Source organism: Streptomyces nodosus, from assembly GCF_008704995.1.
GTDB lineage: Bacteria > Actinomycetota > Actinomycetes > Streptomycetales > Streptomycetaceae > Streptomyces > Streptomyces nodosus.
This window is the reverse complement of the sequence record NZ_CP023747.1, coordinates 2,720,910-2,740,418: the sequence shown is the minus strand read 5'-3', so window position 1 is coordinate 2,740,418 and position 19,509 is coordinate 2,720,910. Positions and strand designations below refer to the sequence as shown.

Sequence of the window (19,509 nt, the reverse complement as noted above, 5' to 3'; positions counted from 1 at the left end):
TGCGGATCTCGTGCCTGGCGGCGGCGTGCCCGCTGTTCCCGTGCCCGGCGCCGATGCGTCGACTGGTCCCGCCTGTACCGGTCTTGTGCCCGGTGATGGCGTGCCCGCTGGTCGTGTGCCTGGCAGCGGCGTGCCGGCTGATCCCGTCCGTGCCGGTCTTGCGCCTGGTGGCGACGTACAGGCTGTTCCCGCGTCCGGCGTCGACGCGCCCGCGAATCCCGCGCCCCACGGCGACATGACCCCGCTCGCCCGGCTCGCCCGGCTGTACGGGGTCGCCACCTCCTATCGGCCGTCCCCCGACCGCACGGTCGAGGTCCCCGGCGCCGCCGTCGTCGCCGCGCTGGCCGCGCTCGGGGTGGACGCGGGCACCCCGGACGCCGCCCGCCGCGCCCTGGCCGTGCGCGAGAGGGAGCTGCGGGAACGGCTGCTGCCGCCGACCGTGGTCTGCTGGGGCGGACGGCCGCCCGCCGTGCTCGACGGGCTTCCGGACGGCACCCGGCTGCGGATCGTCACCGAGCAGGGCGAGACCCGCGCCTCGGCCGAGCAACTCCCGCCCGGTGTCCACACCCTGGAGGTCTCCACACCCGACGGACGCACCGCGAAGGCCCATCTGATCGCCGCTCCCGCCCGGCTGCCCGCGCCCCCGGCCCGCTCCTACGGAGTGCTGGTCCAGCTCTACTCCCTGCTCTCCCGCCGCTCCTGGGGCATGGGCGACCTCGGCGACCTCACCGAGCTGACCGCCTGGGCCGGACGTGCGCTGGGCGCGGGGTTCGTGCAGATCAACCCGCTGCACGCGGCGGTGCCCGGCGCCCCCACCGACCCGTCTCCCTACCGCCCCTCCTCCCGGCGCTTCCCGGACCCCGTGCATCTGCGGGTCGAGGACGTCCCCGAGTTCCCGTACATCGAGGACCGGGCTGCCCTGCGGGCGCTGCTGGAGCGTGCCGCACGGCTGCGGGAGTCCGTCCTCGACAAGGGCGACCTGATCGACCGCGACGCCGTGTGGGAGCTCAAGCGGGCGGCACTCGAACTCGTGCACGCCGTCCCCCTCGGGCCCGGACGGCGCGCCGCCTACGCCGACTTCCTCGCCGAGGAGGGCCAGGCGCTGGAGGACCATGCGACCTGGTGCGCGCTCGCCGAGGTGCACGGCCCCGACTGGCAGAACTGGCCCGTCCCGCTGCGCGATCCGCGCTCGGCGGAGACCGCCCGCGCCCGGGCCGAGCTGATGGACCGCGTCGATTTCCACAGCCGGCTCGCCTGGCTGACCGACGCCCAGCTCGCCACCGCCCAGCGCACCGCACGGGACGCCGGGATGGCCGTCGGCCTGATCCACGATCTCGCGGTCGGGGTGCATCCGGGCGGTGCCGACGCCTGGGCCCAGCAGCGCCACCTCGCCGCGGGCATGTCCACCGGCGCCCCGCCGGACGCCTTCAACGCGCGGGGTCAGGACTGGGGTCTGCCCCCCTGGCGCCCCGACCGCCTCGCCGCCTCCGGCTACGCCCCCTTCCGCCGGCTGCTGCGCGCCCTGCTGCGGCACGCGGGCGCTCTGCGCGTCGACCATGTCATGGGCCTCTTCCGGCTGTGGTGGGTGCCGCAGGGGCAGCCGCCCACGGAGGGCACCTACGTCCGCTACGACGCCGAGGCCATGCTCGCGGTCCTGGTGCTGGAGGCCTCGCGCGCCGGGGCGCTGGTCATCGGCGAGGACCTCGGCACGGTGGAGCCCGGCGTGCGGGAGGCGCTGCACGAGCGCGGGGTGCTGGGCACCTCCGTCCTGTGGTTCGAACGGGACTGGGAGGGCACCGGACGGCCGCTGCCGCCCGAGCGCTGGCGCGCCGACTGTCTGGCCACCGCCACCACCCATGATCTGCCGCCCACCGCCGCCCGGCTCACCGGGGAACACATCGAACTCCGCGACCGGCTGGATCTGCTGGCCCGCCCCCTGGACCAGGAGCGGGCCGCGGCGGCCGTCGACACCGGTGAGTGGCTCGCCCTGCTGTCCCGCCTCGGGCTGCTGAAGGGGGTGAGCGGCGGGGTCTCGGCGGTCTCGGAGGAGCGGGAGGTACAGGCCGTGCACCGCTTTCTGCTCCGCACCCCGGCCCGGCTGATCGGCGTCTGGCTGCCCGACGCGGTGGGCGACCGCCGCCCGCAGAACCTGCCGGGGACCTGGGACGAGTATCCGAACTGGCGGCTGCCGATAGCGGGCGCGGAGGGCCGCCCGATGACCCTGGAGCAGCTGGCGGCCTCGCCGCGGCTGCACGCGCTGGTGGACGTGGTGCGGGGAAGGAACGGGGGAAGGAGCGGGTGAAACGGGCGTTCGGGACCCATGGCGGGCCCCGGGGCGGCGGCACCCCGGGGCCCGTATCCCACCCCCGGACGCGCGGTCTGTTCGAGCGTTCGCTACGTTTGCACCGTGGACAAGAAGAACGCCCTGCGCGCCGGCGCCCTGGCCGCCGGTACGACGCTGATGATGCTGCTCATGTCGTCCCCCGCGCTCGCGCTGACCCGCGACGACGGCGACGACCCCGGCCAGGGCCTGAGCGTGGCCTCGACGCTGGGGCTCTTCGTGGCGGCGCCGATCGTACTGTTCCTGGTCATCGCCGGTCTGGTCATGGTGCTGGACAAGTCCCACAAGCAGCCGAAGCAGGGCTGACGCCCCCTTCCGGAGCCGACGGGGCCGCCCGCTCGGGCCCCGAGGCGCCCCTGCCCTTTCACGCTTCCGCCGAGGGAGCCCGCGCACTACCGAGTGCCGCGGGCTCCCTCGGCGTTTTTCCGTGTGCGCTCCCGGCGCGGCCGTCCGGGCCGGGAGCGGTCTGAGGGCCCCTCGTCCGCGTGCCCGCCGCGCAACGAACGGCGGCCCCGGTCGTTGACCGACGCACATCCATCGGTGAGCGTGGGCAGCAGGAGGCAGCCATGACAGACAAGGACCGCACCACCGCTCCCCGCCCCGGCACCCCCGCTTCCGACGGCCCCGGCGCCGCCGGTGTGATCGTCGTCGGCGCCGGGCCCACCGGCCTCCTTCTGGCCGGTGACCTCGCCGCAGCCGGTGTTCCCGTCACCCTCGTCGAGAAGCGCCCCCGGGGGATCAGCAACCTCTCCCGCGCCTTCGCCCTGCACGCCCGCTCCCTGGAACAGCTCGACGCCCGGGGGCTCGCCGACGAACTGGAGGCCGTCGGACAGCCCCTGTCCGACATCCGGTTCCTCCAGCGTGTCTCCGTCCGGCTCGACACCCTCCCCTCCCGTTTCCAGCATGTGCTGGTCCTCCCGCAGTACGAGGTGGAGAAGGCGCTGGAGCGGCGCGGGTCCGCGGCCGGGGTGCGCTTCGCATACGACACCGAGGTCGCCGGGCTGAGACAGGACGCCGACGGGGTGACCCTCCGGGTCCGCGGGGCCGACGGCGAGCCCGGTGAGATGCGCGCCGCGTATGTGGTCGGCGCGGACGGGCTGCACAGTGCGGTGCGCCGGGCGATCGGCCAGCCCTTCCCCGGCAGGTCCGTCATCCGGTCCGTCGTCCTCGCCGACGTCCTCCTGGAGGAGCAACCCGAGCAGGTGCTGAACGCCGCCGCCGGCGGCGATGCCTTCGCCCTGATCGTGCCCTTCGGTGACGGCTACCACCGGGTCGTCTGCTGGCACCGCCGGCGCGAAGTCCCCGACAGCGCGCCGCTCGCCCTCGACGAGGTCCGGGAGATCACCCGTTCGGCGTTCGGCCGCGACTACGGCATGCGCGAGGCCCGCTGGCTGTCCCGCTTCCACAGCGACGAGCGCCAGGCACCCGCCTACCGCGTCGGACGGGTCTTCCTCGCCGGGGACGCCGCACATGTGCACTCCCCGGCCGGCGGCCAGGGCATGAACACCGGTCTCCAGGACGCGGCGAACCTGTCCTGGAAACTCGTCGCCGTGCTCCACGGCCACGCCGGCCCCGCCCTGCTCGACACCTACCAGTCCGAACGCCACCCCGTCGGCCGGTCCGTGCTGCGCAGCAGCGGTGGGATCCTCCGGCTGGCGATGGCCGAGCGCCCCTGGACCCTGGCGCTGCGCGCCGTGCTGATCGCCGCGTTCGGCCGGGTCGGCCTGCTGCGGCGGCGGGCGATCGGGCAGGTCACCGGGATCGGGTACGCCTATGCCGCCCCCCGTGGCGCCCATCCGCTGACCGGCCGACGCATCCCCGATGTGGCCCTCGCCTCCGGCCGGCTCTATGAGGCCCTGCGCGGTGGCCGGTTCGTGCTGATCACCCCGGAGGAGTACACGGCGGACGGCCGCGGGGACCGGCTGGCGGTGGAGCACTGGGCGAGCGGACGGCGGACGACCGTGCTGGTACGGCCCGACGGGTATGTGGCCTGGGCGGCCGAGACGCCCGATGCGGCGCGGCTCGAGGAGGCGCTGGTCAGCTGGACGGGCCGGAGTTGACCGTTCCGGCGAGCAGTCGGCGCAGCAGATCGGCCAGTTGGCCGGCCTGCCGCGGGTCCAGGGCGCCCAGGGCCTCGGTCTGGAGGGAGAGGCCCGCGCCCAGGGCCTCGTCGACCAGCCGGAACCCCTTGTCCGTGAGCGTCACCCGGAGTCCGCGCCGGTCGTGCGGATCGGGGGAGCGGCGCAGCAGCCCCGCCCGCTCCAGTCTGTCCAGCCGGCCGGTCATCCCGCCCGTGGTGATCATCAGGGTCGCGGAGAGCCGGCGCGGCGAGAGCGCATAGGGCTCGCCGGAGCGGCGCAGGGTCGCCAGGACGTCGAACTCCCCGCGGGAGATTCCGAACCGTGCGTAGGCCTTGTCCATCCGGTCGCCCATGGTCCGGGTGATCCGGGAGATGCGCCCGAAGATCTCCATCGCGGCGGTGTCGAGGTCGGGCCGCTCGACGGCCCACTGCCCGATGATCGCGTCGACGGGATCCCTGGGCACCCCGCCCTCGGCGCTCTCGGTGCCCTTGTCGCGTTCGCCGCGTTCGCCGTCGTTCCCGCGGTTGTCCCTGGTCATGGGCAGAGTATCCGCCAGCCTTCCGGTCGCTCGCAAGAAAGCAGCTTGACGCTAAGTCGCTTAGAGCTAAGCTATTTAAGGTTCGAGCGCTGGGGCGGCGCCGGGTTCCGGGAGCGCCGATGTGCCCGCGTCGTCGTCCGTCTCGTCTCGGGAAGGAGCCCGTCATGAAGCGGTACGCCGTCGTGCTGCTCACCGCCCTCGCCCCCGTCTCCTGGGGGACGACCTATGCCGTCACCACCGAGTTCCTGCCGGACGACCGTCCGCTGTTCACCGGTCTGATGCGCGCGCTGCCCGCCGGGCTGCTGCTGCTCGCGCTCGCCCGGGCACTGCCACGCGGCGCCTGGTGGTGGAAGGCGGCAGTGCTGGGCGCGCTGAACATCGGCGCCTTCTTTCCCCTGCTGTTCCTGTCCGCGTACCGGCTGCCCGGCGGGATGGCGGCCGTGGTCGGGTCGGTCGGGCCGCTGTTCGTCGCGGGCCTGTCGGCAGTGCTGCTCGGCGAGCGGCCGACCGTACGGACCCTGCTGACGGGCGTGGCCGCGGCCCTCGGCGTCAGCCTTGTCGTCCTGAAGGCGGCCGGGGCGCTCGACTTGGTCGGGGTGCTCGCCGCGCTCGCCGCCACCGCCTCCATGTCCACCGGCACCGTGCTCACCAAGCGCTGGGGCCGCCCGGAGGGTGCCGGTCCGCTCGCCCTCACCGCCTGGCAGCTCACGGCCGGCGGGCTGCTGATCGCACCCGTCGCCCTGGCCGTGGAGGGGGCGCCGCCCGCGCTCGACGGGCCGGCGGTGGGCGGGTATCTCTACCTCGCGGTGGCGAACACCGCGGTCGCGTACTGGTTGTGGTTCCGGGGCATCGGGCGACTGACCGCCACCCAGGCCACCCTCCTCGGCCCGCTCTCGCCGCTGACCGCCGCCGTGGTCGGCTGGGTGGCGCTGGGCCAGGCGCTCGGCCCCGTCCAGCTCGGCGGCATGGCGGTGGCCTTCGGGGCGACGGTCCTCGGCCAGCTCAGGCCACGCACACCCGGCGTCCGGAGGCGGGCAGGCCACGGAGAGGACCACGCCCCGAACCGACCTGCCCCTTCCCGCGAGGCCGCGGCGGCCCACGAGAACGGATGAGCACGGGAGGGGGCGCCCGGCACGCGCCGGACGCCCCCTCCCGTCCACAACCTCCCGGAACAGAACAGCTAGGCCCGGGTCGCCGCCGCGTCCGCGGCCTGGGCCTTCAGGGCCCGCTCCACACCCGCGCGCGACTCGGAGATCAGACGCCGCAGCGCCGGGCTCGGGTCGGTGTCGGTCACCCAGGCGTCGGTCCTGGCGAGGGTCTCCTCGGACACCTGGACCGACGGGTAGAGCCCGACCACGACCTGCTGGGCCATCTCGTGCGAACGGGAGTCCCAGACGCCCTTGACCGCCGCGAAGTACTTCTCCGTGTACGAGGCGAGCAGCTCGCGCTGGTCGGTCTGGACGAAGCCCGCGATCACCGCCTCCTGCACGGCGTTCGGCAGCTTGTCGGACTCGACGACCGACGCCCAGGCCTCCTCCTTGGCCTCCGGGGCCGGACGCGCCGCACGGGCGGTGGCCGCGTGCCGCTCACCGGCCGCCGTCCTGTCCCGCTCCAGCTCGCCCGCGATCTCCGCCTCGTCGAAGCGGCCCACCGCCGCGAGCCGCTCCACGAACGCCCAGCGCAGCTCGGTGTCGACGGCCAGGCCCTCGACGGTCCCCGTGCCGTCCAGCAGCCCCTCCAACAGGTCCAGCTGCTCGGGGGTGCGGGCGGTCGCCGCGAAGGCGCGCGCCCAGGCCAGCTGGTGGTCGCTGCCCGGCTCCGCGGACCGCAGATGGGCCAGGGTCGCGTCCGTCCACCGGGTGAGCAGCGCCTCACGGGCCGACGGGGCGGCGTACAGGTCGACGGCCAGCTTCACCTGGCGGTGCAGCGACTGCACCACGCCGATGTCGGACTCCTTGCCGATCCCGGACAGCACCAGCGACAGATAGTCGCGGGTCGCCAGCTCCCCGTCCCGGGTCATGTCCCAGGCCGACGCCCAGCACAGGGCGCGCGGCAGCGAGGACTCGAAGTCGCCCAGGTGCTCGGTGACGACGGCCAGCGATCCCTCGTCCAGGCGCACCTTGGCGTACGACAGGTCGTCGTCGTTGAGCAGGACGACCGCCGGGCGGCGCCGGCCGGCCAGCTGCGGCACGGCGGTCAGCTCGCCGTCCACGTCCAGCTCGATCCGGCCGTCCGCGGCGCGCACCAGCTTGCCGCTGTCCGGGTCGAGGTCGTAGAGGCCGATGGCGATGCGGTGCGGGCGCAGGGTCGGCTCGCCCTTGGCGCCGGCCGGGAGCGCCGGGGCCTCCTGGCGGACGGCGAAGGAGGTGATGACGCCGTCCGCGTCCGTCTCGATCTGGGGCCGCAGGACGTTGATGCCCGCGGTCTGAAGCCATTTCCTCGACCAGGTCTTCAGATCGCGGCCGGAGGTCTGCTCCAGGGCGCCCAGCAGGTCGGACAGGCGCGTGTTGCCGTAGGCGTGCTGCTTGAAGTACGCCTGTACGCCCGCGAAGAAGTCGTCCATGCCGACATAGGCGACGAGCTGCTTGAGGACCGAGGCGCCCTTGGCGTAGGTGATGCCGTCGAAGTTGACCAGCACATCGTCGAGGTCGTTGATCTCGGCCATGATCGGGTGCGTCGACGGCAGCTGGTCCTGCCGGTACGCCCAGGTCTTCATGGAGTTGGCGAACGTGGTCCAGGAGTGCGGCCAGCGGGACTGCGGGTGGTACGCCTGGCAGGCGATGGAGGTGTAGGTGGCGAACGACTCGTTCAGCCACAGGTCGTTCCACCACTCCATGGTCACGAGGTCGCCGAACCACATGTGGGCCAGCTCGTGCAGGATCGTCTCGGCCCGCGTCTCGTACGCGGCGTCCGTCACCTTGGACCGGAAGACGTACTGGTCGCGGATGGTCACCGCGCCCGCGTTCTCCATCGCGCCCGCGTTGAACTCGGGTACGAAGAGCTGGTCGTACTTCTTGAAGGGGTAGGCGTAGTCGAACTTCTCCTGGAACCATTCGAAGCCCTGCCGGGTCACCTCGAAGATCGCGTCCGCGTCCAGGAACTCGGCCAGCGAGGGCCGGCAGTAGATGCCGAGCGGGACCGACTGGCCGTCCTTCTCGTACACGCTGTGCACGCTGTGGTACGGGCCGGCGATCAGCGCCGTGATGTACGTCGAGATACGGGGCGTCGGCTCGAACACCCAGACGTCGTTCTCGGGCGCGGGGGCCGGCGAGTTGGACACCACGGTCCAGCCCTCGGGCGCCTTCACGGTGAACTGGAAGGTGGCCTTCAGGTCCGGCTGCTCGAAGCAGGCGAAGACCCGGCGGGCGTCCGGCACCTCGAACTGGGTGTAGAGGTAGGCCTGCTGGTCGACGGGGTCGACGAAGCGGTGCAGACCCTCGCCGGTGTTGGTGTAGGCGCAGTCGGCGACCACCCGGAGCACATTGCGGCCCTCCAGCAGGCCGGGCAGCGCGATCCGGGAGTCCTTGAAGACCTCGGCGGGGTCGAGCGGGTCCCCGTTGAGGGTGACCTCGCGGACGGCCGGGGCCACCAGGTCGATGAAGGACTCCGTGCCTCCCCCGGAGGCGCTCCCCTCGGCCACGTCGAAGCGCACCGTGGTCACGGACCGGTAGGTGCCTCCCCCGTTCTCGCCGTCACCTGCGGGGGAGGTGCCCCCACTCTGGGCGTCGGAGAGGTCGAGATCGATCTCGTACGAGTCAACAGTGAGCAGCTTCGCCCGCTGCTGTGCCTCTTCGCGAGTCAGGTTTGTGCCAGGCACGCGGTCATCTCCTCATTATGTGTGGGTTGCGTCATCCTTCCATGTCGTCAGGGCGTCGGTGCGGTGACCGGGCGCGCACCGGGGCGGTGCGGGCCCGGCCCGGGGAAGCGGTCACATGGTCAGGGGGAGACTTCCTGGGCGACCGAGCCGCGCAGGTAGCTGATGAGGATCTTCAGAACCGCCTCCAGATGATCGGTGCGGCCGGTGGTGCGGAGCACGGTGACGCCCCCCTGGATGCCGGCGATGAACGCGCCGGCCGTGCGTCGCGCGTCGATCGTGGCGCTCACCGCGCCCTTGGTCTGCATGACGACGATCCCGCGCTCGACATAGTCCTGCCACTGCCCCAGCAGCGTGGTGGTCACCTCCGCGGCGCCGGGGACATGGCCGACATGGTTCATCAGCGAGGCCAGCGGGCAGTTCGGCCCCTGGGCCTTGTAGCGGGCGATGAGCGCCCTGCGCCAGCGGTCCCATGCCGCCCAGGAGTCCAGGGCGCCGAGGTGGGGCTGCTGGTCCTCCAGGACCCGGCCGGCCTCATGGCGGGCCACCTCCAGCAGAAGCTCCTCCTTCCCTCCGGGGAAGTAGTGGAAGAGCTGGCTCTTGCTGGTCCGGGTCACCTCACGGATCTCGTCGAGCGTCGCGTTGCCCGCGTCGTTGCTGCGCAGATAGGCGGCCGCGCCCTCCAGGATCCGCTGTCGGGTCGCCATGCCCTTGGTGGTCAGTGCCATGCCCCGAGCATAGCCCTCCGTTCTGGACCGCCCAGTCCATTCAGTACCTGTTTCTGGACTTGTGGGTCCAAAATAATCTTTCTACCGTCGTGGAGGTCGTCCCGACCATCACGGCGTGAAGGAGACCCACGTGAACCACTACTATCTGCTCGGCCGCTCGGGCCTGCGCGTGAGCCGACTCGCGCTCGGCACCATGAACTTCGGCGTCGGCGGCCTCCACGCGCCGTACGGCCGGACGGAGGAGGAGGCGGCGCCGATCTTCCACCGGTACGTCGAGTCGGGCGGCAACTTCATCGACACCGCCGACTTCTACACCGCCGGGGAGAGCGAGCGGATGCTCGGCCGGATCATCGCCAAGGCCGGCAATCGCGAGCGGCTGGTGCTCACCAGCAAGTACACCAACTCGATCGACGCCACCGACCCGAACGCCGGCGGCAACGGCCGCAAGCACATGATCCGCGCGCTGGAGGCGTCGCTGCGCCGGCTCGGCACCGACCACCTCGACCTCTATCTGCTCCACACCTGGGACCGGATCACCCCGGTCGAGGAGGTCGTACAGACCTTCGACGACCTCGTCCGCGCCGGCAAGATCCGCTACGCCGGCCTCTCCGATGTGCCCGCCTGGTACGCCGCCCGCGCGCAGAGCTACGCCGAGGCCCACGGCCTGACGCCGATGGTGACCGTGCAGCTGCCGTACTCCCTGCTCGACCGCGGCATCGAGGCGGAGTACGTCCCGATGGCGCAGACCCTCGGGATGGGGCTGACGGCGTGGAGCCCGCTCGGCGGCGGCCTGCTCACCGGCAAGTACCGGCGCACCGAGGCCGGCGTCGCCGGGGAGGGCCGGATCAGCGTCCCGGACGCCCCGGTCCGCCCGGTCTCCGACCGCGACTGGGCCGTGGTGGACGCGCTGCGTACGGTCGCCGACGGACTCGGCAAGCCGATGGCCCAGGTGGCGCTCAACTGGTCGCTGACCCGGCCGGCCATCTCCTCGCTCGTGATCGGCGCGAGCAGTGAGTCGCAGCTGGAGAGCAACCTCGCCGCGCTCGGCTTCGAGCTCCCGGCCGACGCGCGCGCCCGGCTGGAGCAGGCCAGTGCGCCGGTCACGGCCGCCGTCTACGGCATGTTCACCCCGGAGTACCAGTCGTGGGTGGTCAGCCCTGGCCTCGGCATCGGCGACCGGCCCGACACCTTCGCCCCGCCGGTGTGGAACGGCCGCCGTTGACGCGGAGCCCCGGTGAAACGCCGTCAGGGGCGGTCCGAAAGGACCGCCCCTGACCCGTCATGACGCCGCGGGAGCGCTATGCGTTCAGCTCAGCCGCCACCAGTTCCGCGATCTGCACCGCGTTCAGGGCCGCGCCCTTGCGGAGGTTGTCGCTGGAGACGAACAGGGCCAGACCGTTGTCCACCGTCTCGTCGGCGCGGATGCGGCCGACGTACGACGGGTCCTGGCCGGCCGCCTGGAGCGGGGTCGGGATCTCGGAGAGGGCCACGCCCGGGGCGGCGGCCAGCAGTTCGGTGGCGCGCTCCACCGGCAGCGGACGCGCGAAGCGGGCGTTGATCTGGAGGGAGTGGCCGGAGAAGACCGGGACCCGGACACAGGTGCCGGAGACCTTCAGCCCGGGGATCTCCAGGATCTTGCGCGACTCGTTGCGCAGCTTCTGCTCCTCGTCGGTCTCGTGCAGACCGTCGTCGACGAGGTTGCCCGCGAAGGGGAGCACATTGAAGGCGATCGGACGCTTGTAGACGGACGGCTCCGGGAACTCCACAGCCGCACCGTCGTGGGTGAGCCGGTCGGCGTCCGCGACCACCTTCTGGGTCTGCCCGTGGAGCTCCGCGACGCCCGCGAGACCCGAGCCGGACACCGCCTGGTAGGTGGCGACGACCAGCGCCTCGAGACCGGCCTCCTCGTGCAGCGGCTTCAGCACCGGCATCGCGGCCATCGTCGTGCAGTTCGGGTTGGCGATGATGCCCTTGGGGCGGTCGGCGATCGCATGCGGGTTCACCTCGGACACCACCAGCGGCACATCCGGGTCCCTGCGCCAGGCGGAGGAGTTGTCGATGACCACGGCGCCCTGCGAGGCGACCTTCTCGGCCAGCGCCTTGGAGGTCGCGCCGCCCGCCGAGAACAGCACGATGTCCAGGCCGGTGTAGTCCGCGGTCGCGGCGTCCTCCACCGTGATCCCGTCCAGGACCGTCCCCGCCGAGCGGGCCGAGGCGAACAGGCGCAGCTCGGTCACGGGGAAGTCGCGCTCCGTGAGGATCCCGCGCATGACCGTGCCGACCTGACCGGTGGCTCCGACGATTCCGATCCTCACGGTGACTCCCTCTGCAGTGTCTCTGGTGTCTCTGTGGCCTGGCCGAGGCCTGTTCCATCATGCGGCCGACCCCTGGCCGCCTGTCCAATTCTTAGCGTTTTTAGCGTTCTCAGCGCCCGCTGCCCGAGGGATGGGACGTGAGACCCCCGGACGCCGGTTGCGGACGTCCCGTGCCCGCCCCGCCGGACCGGAGGAATGCGTCCGCCGGGCGCTCCGCGCCGGACGCCGTGCTGTCCGGTGCCTGCCCATGGCTCTCCGGCGCACTCGGCGATGTGATGTACGCCTCTGCCGTGCCCTGGGCGCTCAGGTGTCGGACGAACGGAAGGGGCGGGCTCCGGGTGGAGCCCGCCCCTTCGTCAGCTACCGGAGGTGGAGACCGCCGTTACGAGATGACCTTGCCGATCTTCACGCTGCCCAGGCCCGCGACGGTGCCGCGGGTGTTCAGCACCTGGACCTCGCCGAAGAACTCGCGGCCCGCGGGGGCCGGCTCGTTCGCGACGACATCGGCGGAGATCTGCGCCGTGCCGTTCGGGGCGAGCGTGAACACCTTCGCCTCGTCGACCTTCACCGAACCGAGCGCCGCCGAGTAGTACACGTCCCGGTAGTCGTAGGCCGTGGTGCCGGCCGGCACCGAGTAGGCGTTGACCAGAACGGTGTAGGTGCCCGCGGCGGGCTTGGCGATGGAGACGGACTCCTCCGAGCCGCCCGCCGCCGATCGGGCGACTTGCTGGTTGGCGGCGTTGTACACATACAGGTCCAGGTCGGCCCCGGCGTCCGAGACATTGCCGATGGCGACGTCCAGGCGCTCGGCACCGGCGGGGACGACGACCGTCATGGTCTGCTGGTCACCGTCGGCGATGGTGGGGCGGTTCGACTTCGACGAGCCCAGCGAGCCGCCCTTGAGCTGGGCGTCGAGCCCGGCGAGCTTGTTCGTCAGCGTCCAGGAGACGGGGGTCGGCGTACCGGCCTTCGCCTCCTCGACCGTCTGCACCGCGGGGCTGAACTGCAGCCCGTACACCGCCGCGTTCAGCTTGAACGGGTTGTCCAGCAGCGGGGAGGTACGACGCGCCTCGACCTCGATCTCCCAGACGCCCGGCGCCGGGTTGGCGTACGAACGCACGTCCGGACGGCAGGTGTTGGCCGGGTTCTCGTAGTTCGGGTAGCAGTACGGCGTCGAGGTGTTGTCCACCGGGGTGCCGTACGGGTGGATCGCGATGAAGCGGGTCTGGCTCTTGTCCTTGAGGCCGCTCATCGAGATCTCGAGGGTCTTCGCGCCCTGCGGGACCGTCACGAAGTACGACAGGGTGCTGTTGCGCTGCGCGACACCCGACACGGAGTAGGCGTACGACGGCTTGGCGATCTCCGTGGCGACCACCACGGTCAGCATGATCTGCTTGTCCACGCCCTCGGTGCGGCGGTCGTCGACCTCGAGGATCGCGCTGTGCACACCGGCGGAGCCGGGCTTCGCCTCGATCTTGACCGTCACCGGCTTGTTCAGCGGCAGCGAGACCTCGGACGAACCGACGATCTTGAAGGTGCCGTCGCCGTTCTGCACGCTCAGGTGGTGCTTGACCGAACCGGCCTGGCCCGTGGTGCGGGTGACCTGGACCTCGTAGGTCTTCTTCTGGCCCTTCTTCAGACCGCCCTCGCGGTCGTACAGGCCGGTGCCGAAGTCCGGGGTCGCCAGCGCCCAGGACAGCGAGGTGCTGACCGGGGCCTTGACCGTGTACTGGTGCGCCGAGGCGCCCTTCTCGATCGACTTCCAGGCCTTGACGATGTCCATCAGGCCCGCGCCCTCGCTGTGCGGCTGCTCGCCCTTGATGTGCTGGGCGGTCGAGGTCAGCGCGGTGCGGAGCGTCGCCGGGGTGAGGTCGATGCGCTTCTGCTTGGCCGCCGACAGCAGCAGCGCGGACGCGCCGGCCGCCTGCGGGGACGCCATCGAGGTGCCCTGGAGCATCGAGTAGCCGGCCGGGAGCGAGTAGCCGGTTTCGGCGACCGGGCCGCCGGGCAGCCAGGTCTGGGTGGTGTTGATGGCCGCGCCGGGCGCCGAGATGATCGGCGCGAAGCCGCCGTCCTCACGCGGGCCGCGCGAGGAGAAGGGCATCATGGAGTACTTGGTGTCCACGACGGAGCCGTAGTTGGCCGCCCAGGTCTCCTTGGAGATGGTCGCGCCGACCGAGATGACCTTGTCGGCGAGGCCGGGGTCACCGATGGTGTTGAGGCCGGGGCCGCTGTTGCCCGCGGAGATCACGAGCTGCACGCCGTAGGTGTCGATGAGCCGCGTGTACAGCGCCGCACGGGCGTTGTTGCCGTCGTTGAGCGCCGGCAGGCCGCCGATGGACATGTTGACGATGTCCACGCCGCGGTTGACCACGAGGTCGATCATGCCCTCGGTGAGCGCGACGTTGGTGCAGCCGCCGTCCCAGTTGCAGGCCCGGGAGGAGACGATCTTCGCGCCCGGGGCGGCACCGTTCATCTTGCCGCCGAACAGGCTGTTGGCGGCGGTGATGCCGGCGACGTGCGTACCGTGCTCGGACTCGATGACGCCGATGTTGACGAAGTCGGCCTTCTTGCCGATCCAGGACCCGCCCTTGGGGTCCATCGGTACGTCCTTGCGGGTCTCCACGACGAACGGCACGCGCATGCTGGCGCCGGTCGCCGGGTCCGTCGTGTCCTGGCCGAACCAGCCGACCTGGTAACCGTCCTTGTACGGCTTCATCGGGACGTCGTCCGTGAAGTCGTTGTTGTTGTTCAGGTCGACGCGGACGGTGCCGTTCGCCGGGTCGTACAGGACGCCCCACACGCTGGTGGTCCTGCCGTCGCGGTCCAGGTCGCCGTTGGCGTCGCCGCCCTTGGTCACGGACTCGCTGAAGGTGTTGAAGAGGAAGGAGCCCGCCGGGGTCTTCCAGGTCTTGCCGCCCGAGGTGAACTGGGGGCCGGTGACGCCGGTGGTCATCGGCAGCCAGGTGCCGTCGTTGTCGACGATCGGGTCCGTGGCGGTCACCCAGTCGACGATCTTGCGCTCGCCGGTGGTGGTCTTCTGGAGCGCCGGGTGGCCGAGGTCCACACCGGAGTCCAGGACGCCGATGGTGATGCCCCGGCCGTCCGCCTTCGGGTTCTTCTTCACGAACTCCACGGCGCCCGTCTCGAAGGACGGGTTGTACGGGTTCTCGGCGGGGGTGTTCTTGCCCGGTGCCGGGTAGCTGCCCTTGTCCTTGCTCTTGCCCTTGTCCTTGCCCTGGGCGGTGTCCGCCTCGGGCCTCGGGTCGTCGAGCGGGATGTCCTGCTTCAGGTCGATGGCCTGCACGGAGGACAGCTTCGTGGCGGCGGCGATCGCCGAGTCCGCCTTGTCCGTCGGCACGGTGGCGCGGACATAGCCGAGCTTGTCGTAGGCGCGGCCCACGGCGGCGCCCTTGACGGCGTCCAGCTGCTCGGCGACCTGCTCGGTCTTGCCGGGCGCGGTCGCGATCATCATGGTGACGTTCTTGGCGCCCTCGGCCTTGGCCTCGGCGAGCAGTTCGGCACCGGTCGAGCCGAGTTTGTCGTCCGCCGGCTTGACGGCCGGGTCGGTGGCCGTGGGGCCGTCCTGGGCAAGGGCCAGGGGTATCGGGCCGGCCACGGAGAGCGCGGTCACCACGCCGGCGGCCATGGCTATGCGGGCCAGGCGTCTCGCGCCCGTGAGTGGTGCGCGCTGAGGGTCGGAGGTCATCAGCATCCCTTGTCGGTAAGGAACGAGGACGGGGGAGGCAGAACCCGAGGTGAACGGATCCTGACCGTTGTCGTCCGGATTTCGGGTCCGGGTGACCGCTCAGGTTTACCCAAGGGGCAGAAGTTTGGGGAGGCTTGACCGAGACGGGATTGTCGCATGGCGTAATCCCGCCATACGCCATCGGGGATGTAGCGGTGCATGCCGGGGCAATCCCGCGGTCCGTGGCTGTTCCCTACGCGCGTAGTCCAGGGGCCTTCGGGACGGCGTGCGCGCGAGGTCCGCGCACCTCGCCGGGCGACGGGAATACCCGGGTGCCGATCCCGCCCCCGCGGGTTACCGTCCCGGGATGCGGAAGGACTTGAGGGTGGCGGCCTACGCCGTCTGTGTGCACGAGGACCGGCTGCTGCTCGCCCGGCTGCCGGGCATCGACGGCACGCCGAAGTGGACCTTGCCCGGCGGCGGCATGGAGCACGGCGAGGACCCCTACGACACCGTGCTGAGGGAGGTGGAGGAGGAGACCGGCTACCGCATCGAGCTCACCGGGCTGCTCGGCGTGGACTCGGTCCGCCGCAGCTTCCGCGGCCGCCTCGGCGACACCGTCGACCATCACGGCGTACGGCTCGTCTACGAAGGCCGCGTCATCGGGGGCGAACTGCGCGACGAGATCGGCGGATCCACGGACATGGCGGCCTGGCAGGACCTCTCCGCCGTGCCCGGGCTGCAGCGTGTGGGGCTCGTCGACGCCGGGCTCGCCCTGTGGCGGGAGCGTCCCCCGGCGGGACGGCCCGCCCTCCCCGGCCTCTGACCTCCGTACCCCGCGAGATGAACACGGAGTGACCGCCTCCGGGACGTTCGACGAGCGGTCGTGAACGCGCAGGGTAGTCCAAGATCCACGTTCGGTGATCGGTGTCGCGGCTTGCCGTGGCGTTCACTCCCGGGTCACCCCCGGTGCCGACGATCCAGGGAGAGCGGGACGTTCGCGACCGCGACGGTCCCGCGACCACTGCCGATGCGTTCGCACCCGGGGAGATCGCGCCATGCCGCGCCTACGCTCTGTCGCCACGGCGGCCGCTCTGAATCGTCGCACCCTGCTCGCCGCCGCCGGGGCGGCCTCCCTCACCACGGGCCTCGGACTGGCGCTGCGGCCCGGCCCGAGCCACGCCACCGGCGCCCCGGTCGGCTCCCTCGCCGGGGAGGTGCCCGCGGGGGAGGCGCCCGTCGCCGTGTCCGGGCGGGCGACGGCCGCGACCCCGGGCCCGTACACCCATGGCACCACCCTCGCCGGTGTCGCCACGCCCGGCTCCGGCTCCGGCTACCGTCGGCTGGGCGACGGCCCCGGCTGGAAGCGCGTGGTGCGCGGGGAGCTGGCCGAGCCCCGGTCCGGCCGTGCCGACCGTCGCACCCCGCTGGCCGCCTTCGTGCAGTTCACCGATCTGCATCTGGCGGACTGTCAGCATCCGCTGCGCCTGGAGTATCTGCGCTCCACCGACCAGCACGCCTGGCGGCCCCAGGAGGCGCTGAGCGTGCCCGGCGCGATCGCCCTGGTGGAACGGGTCAACTCGCTGCACGGGGCCCCCGCCACCGGTGCTCCCCTCGGCTTCGTCATGACCACCGGCGACAACACCGACAACAACGCCCACTCCGAGCTGGAGTGGTACATGAAGGTCATGAGCGGTGGCCGTATCACCCCTAACTCCGGTGATCCACGGCACTACGAGGGCGTCCAGAACAGCGGGCTCGACCTGTACTGGCAGCCCGACTCGACCGTGCGCGACGCCGACAAGCGGAAGGGCTTCCCGCACATCCCCGGCTTCCTGGCCGCCGCGATCGGCGAGGTACGCAGCCCCGGCCTCCGGCTGCCCTGGTACTCCACGGTCGGCAACCATGACGCCCTGCCGCTGGGCTGCTACGGCCAGGGCGACCCGTATCTGGCCGAGTACGCCATCGGCGGCAGAAAGCTGATGAGCCTGTCCGCGGCCGAGGCGGCGACGCTCCAGCAGGCGATCAGCGACGCCACGGACCCGGTGGGCCTCCGGTTCCGTGATCTGCTCAGGGCGCACACCCGTGAGATGCGCGCGGTCACCCCCGACGAGAAGCGCGCCCCCTACACCGCCGACGAATACCTCAAGGCCCATCTCGACCCGGCGTACACCGGCGCGGGACCGGTCGGTCACGGCTATGCACAGGCGAACGTGGACGCCGGCACCCAGTACTACTCCTTCCGCATCAGCGACGACGTCATCGGCATCAGCCTCGACACCACGGACGCGGGCGGCCACTACCTCGGGTCCATCGGAACGGCCCAGGCGAACTGGCTGGACAGGACGCTGCGTGACCACCGGGACGAGTACGCCGTGATCTTCAGCCACCACACCAGCACGAGCATGGAGAACACCCGACCCGACCCGGCCCGCCCCGGCGAACGGCGGCACAGCGGCGCCGAGCTGGTCACCCTCCTCGGGGGCCACCCCAATGTGCTGGCCTGGGTGAACGGCCATGTCCACAAGAACGTGATCACCCCGCACTCCGTCCCCGGCGGACACTCCTTCTGGGAGATCTCCACCGCCTCGCATGTGGACCACCCCCAACTCGCCCGGATCATCGAGCTGGTGGACAACAAGGACGGCACGCTCTCGGTCTTCACCACCCTGATCGAGTCCGCGGCCCCGTACCGCACGGATGTCACCGATCTCTCCCAGCCGGGGCTGGCCGCCCTCTACCGCGAACTGGCCTTCAACGCGCCCGGCGCCAAGCCGGCCCGGGCGGGCGAGGCGACGGACCGCAACACGGAACTGGTGCTGAAGAAGGGCTGATCGGCGGGCACGGTCCTACCGGGGCAGCACCATGATCTGTGCGGCCGGCGCCCGGTCCGTCGACGCCGACAGCGCCGTGCGGACCACCGCCGCCTGCTGCTCCGGTGCGTCCCGCAGCTTCTTCGGGGTGATGTGGAGGACCGTGATGCCGAGCCGCTCCAGGAGCTCACGCTTGCGGGCGTACTCCGACCACTGGGTGTCGTGCTCCTGGCGGGAACCGTGGCGCGGGGCACGGGTGTCCAGCTCCAGGGCCACCGCCTGCCGGGGCCAGTAGGCGTCCAGACCGCCGAGCCAGGGGCCGCCGGGGAGCTTCAGATCCACATTCCACACCGGGTCCGGGAGGCCGTGCTCCCGTACCATCCGGTACAGACGCTCCTCGGCGACGGCCCGGCGCTCCGCGAGCAGCGCGTCCACCGCCGCCACCAGATGCGGGCGGCTCAGCAGCCGCGCCCGGTGCAGTTCCCTGACCACACAGGCCGGTTCGCAGTGGCCGCCGCGCACCGCCTCGCTCAGCAGCCGGCGCACCGCGTCGGCGTCCGACAGATGGGTCACCGTGTCCGCCAGGGCGCGCGGCACCGGCGCGACCGGCAGCCCGGTCACCGGCACGGGGCTCGGCATCTCGGAGGTGCGCAGCACCCGGGCGCAGCCCGTGCCGCGCAGTCGGCGCGACCGCGGGACCAGGACGTCGATCTTCTCCAGCGAGGTCAGCGGGGGTGCGCCGGCGAAGCCGTGCAGGGCGAGCGCGGCCGGCCCCGTGAGGATCGCGTCCGGCCGGCGCCGTGGGGGATTCCGGCCGTCCGCGCCCGGCTGGGCCGGGACACCGTGCGCCGGGTTGCCGTGTGCCGGGCCCCTGGCGTAGAGCAGGACCGCCTGGAGACGTTCCGCGGAGGTCGGCGGGCCCGGGTGCAGCAGATACACCCCCGGCAGGAACTGCTGCCAGGGGCCGCCGGGCCGGCAGCGCTCGTCCGTCTCGGCGGAGGTCACACCGTGGGCGTGCAGCTGGGCCGTGGTCAGCACCCGGCGCTGCACCTGGGAGAGGTGGTGGAGGGGGCGGGGGGAGAGCGGGGTGTTGTGGGTCATGTCCCTGGAGGTTCCCGCCTTCGGCCCCTCTCTTCACCGTTGTGACATACCTGTCGACAAATAAGGACAAGATGACACAAAAATACATGC

At 71.9% G+C, this 19,509-nt stretch carries 13 protein-coding genes; 7 read left to right on the top strand and 6 right to left on the bottom strand.

Features of this window, described 5'->3' with window-relative positions; translation table 11 throughout:
• Positions 1-235 precede the first annotated feature (235 nt).
• The 3 genes from malQ to CP978_RS12410 all read left to right on the top strand — a co-directional run bounded on the left by malQ (position 236) and on the right by CP978_RS12410 (position 4,401).
• Positions 236-2,302, top strand: coding sequence for a 4-alpha-glucanotransferase (gene malQ / locus CP978_RS12420; RefSeq protein ID WP_043440247.1), 2,067 nt, complete (start codon positions 236-238; stop codon positions 2,300-2,302).
• A gap of 105 nt (positions 2,303-2,407) precedes the next feature.
• Positions 2,408-2,647: a hypothetical protein gene (locus CP978_RS12415; protein ID WP_043440245.1), complete on the top strand. Its 240-nt coding sequence runs from the start codon at positions 2,408-2,410 to the stop codon at positions 2,645-2,647.
• Positions 2,648-2,907: 260 nt separating this feature from the next.
• The gene (locus tag CP978_RS12410) at positions 2,908-4,401 is read left to right on the top strand and encodes an FAD-dependent monooxygenase (RefSeq protein WP_079162107.1); all 1,494 of its coding nucleotides are present in this window, start codon (positions 2,908-2,910) and stop codon (positions 4,399-4,401) included.
• Here the strand turns inward: CP978_RS12410 and CP978_RS12405 are convergent.
• Positions 4,379-4,960, bottom strand: a complete 582-nt coding sequence (locus CP978_RS12405) for a MarR family winged helix-turn-helix transcriptional regulator (RefSeq protein WP_079162106.1) — start codon at positions 4,958-4,960, stop codon at positions 4,379-4,381. The genes CP978_RS12410 and CP978_RS12405 overlap by 23 nt on opposite strands.
• Before the next feature lie 164 nt (positions 4,961-5,124).
• Here CP978_RS12405 and CP978_RS12400 point away from each other — a divergent pair, with 164 nt between their 5' ends.
• Positions 5,125-6,072, top strand: coding sequence for an EamA family transporter (locus tag CP978_RS12400; protein ID WP_079162105.1), 948 nt, complete (start codon positions 5,125-5,127; stop codon positions 6,070-6,072).
• A gap of 68 nt (positions 6,073-6,140) precedes the next feature.
• On the opposite strand, the gene pepN is transcribed toward CP978_RS12400, so the two are convergent.
• Both pepN and CP978_RS12390 read right to left on the bottom strand, forming a co-directional pair.
• Positions 6,141-8,777 (bottom strand): aminopeptidase N, encoded by a 2,637-nt coding sequence (pepN, locus tag CP978_RS12395; protein ID WP_043440243.1) that lies wholly within the window; start codon positions 8,775-8,777, stop codon positions 6,141-6,143.
• A 119-nt stretch (positions 8,778-8,896) separates the two neighbouring features.
• Positions 8,897-9,502: a TetR/AcrR family transcriptional regulator gene (locus tag CP978_RS12390; protein WP_150478208.1), complete on the bottom strand. Its 606-nt coding sequence runs from the start codon at positions 9,500-9,502 to the stop codon at positions 8,897-8,899.
• 130 nt (positions 9,503-9,632) lie between these two features.
• On the opposite strand from CP978_RS12390, the gene CP978_RS12385 reads away from it, so the two are divergent.
• Complete coding sequence (locus CP978_RS12385; protein WP_207312914.1) at positions 9,633-10,724, top strand: aldo/keto reductase; 1,092 nt, start codon at positions 9,633-9,635, stop codon at positions 10,722-10,724.
• A gap of 76 nt (positions 10,725-10,800) precedes the next feature.
• Here CP978_RS12385 and CP978_RS12380 read toward each other — a convergent pair whose 3' ends face one another.
• Positions 10,801-11,817 (bottom strand): aspartate-semialdehyde dehydrogenase, encoded by a 1,017-nt coding sequence (locus CP978_RS12380; RefSeq protein WP_043440240.1) that lies wholly within the window; start codon positions 11,815-11,817, stop codon positions 10,801-10,803.
• A 382-nt stretch (positions 11,818-12,199) separates the two neighbouring features.
• On the bottom strand, positions 12,200-15,526 hold the full coding sequence (locus CP978_RS12375) for a S8 family serine peptidase (RefSeq protein WP_043448451.1): 3,327 nt from the start codon (positions 15,524-15,526) through the stop codon (positions 12,200-12,202).
• 346 nt (positions 15,527-15,872) lie between these two features.
• On the opposite strand from CP978_RS12375, the gene CP978_RS12370 reads away from it, so the two are divergent.
• Together CP978_RS12370 and CP978_RS12365 are read left to right on the top strand one after the other, a co-directional pair.
• Positions 15,873-16,331: an NUDIX hydrolase gene (locus CP978_RS12370; RefSeq protein ID WP_174498626.1), complete on the top strand. Its 459-nt coding sequence runs from the start codon at positions 15,873-15,875 to the stop codon at positions 16,329-16,331.
• A gap of 232 nt (positions 16,332-16,563) precedes the next feature.
• Positions 16,564-18,339: a TIGR03767 family metallophosphoesterase gene (locus CP978_RS12365; RefSeq protein ID WP_043440237.1), complete on the top strand. Its 1,776-nt coding sequence runs from the start codon at positions 16,564-16,566 to the stop codon at positions 18,337-18,339.
• Positions 18,340-18,354: 15 nt separating this feature from the next.
• Here the strand turns inward: CP978_RS12365 and CP978_RS12360 are convergent, their stop codons facing one another.
• On the bottom strand, positions 18,355-19,419 hold the full coding sequence (locus CP978_RS12360) for a hypothetical protein (protein ID WP_043440236.1): 1,065 nt from the start codon (positions 19,417-19,419) through the stop codon (positions 18,355-18,357).
• Positions 19,420-19,509 lie beyond the last annotated feature (90 nt).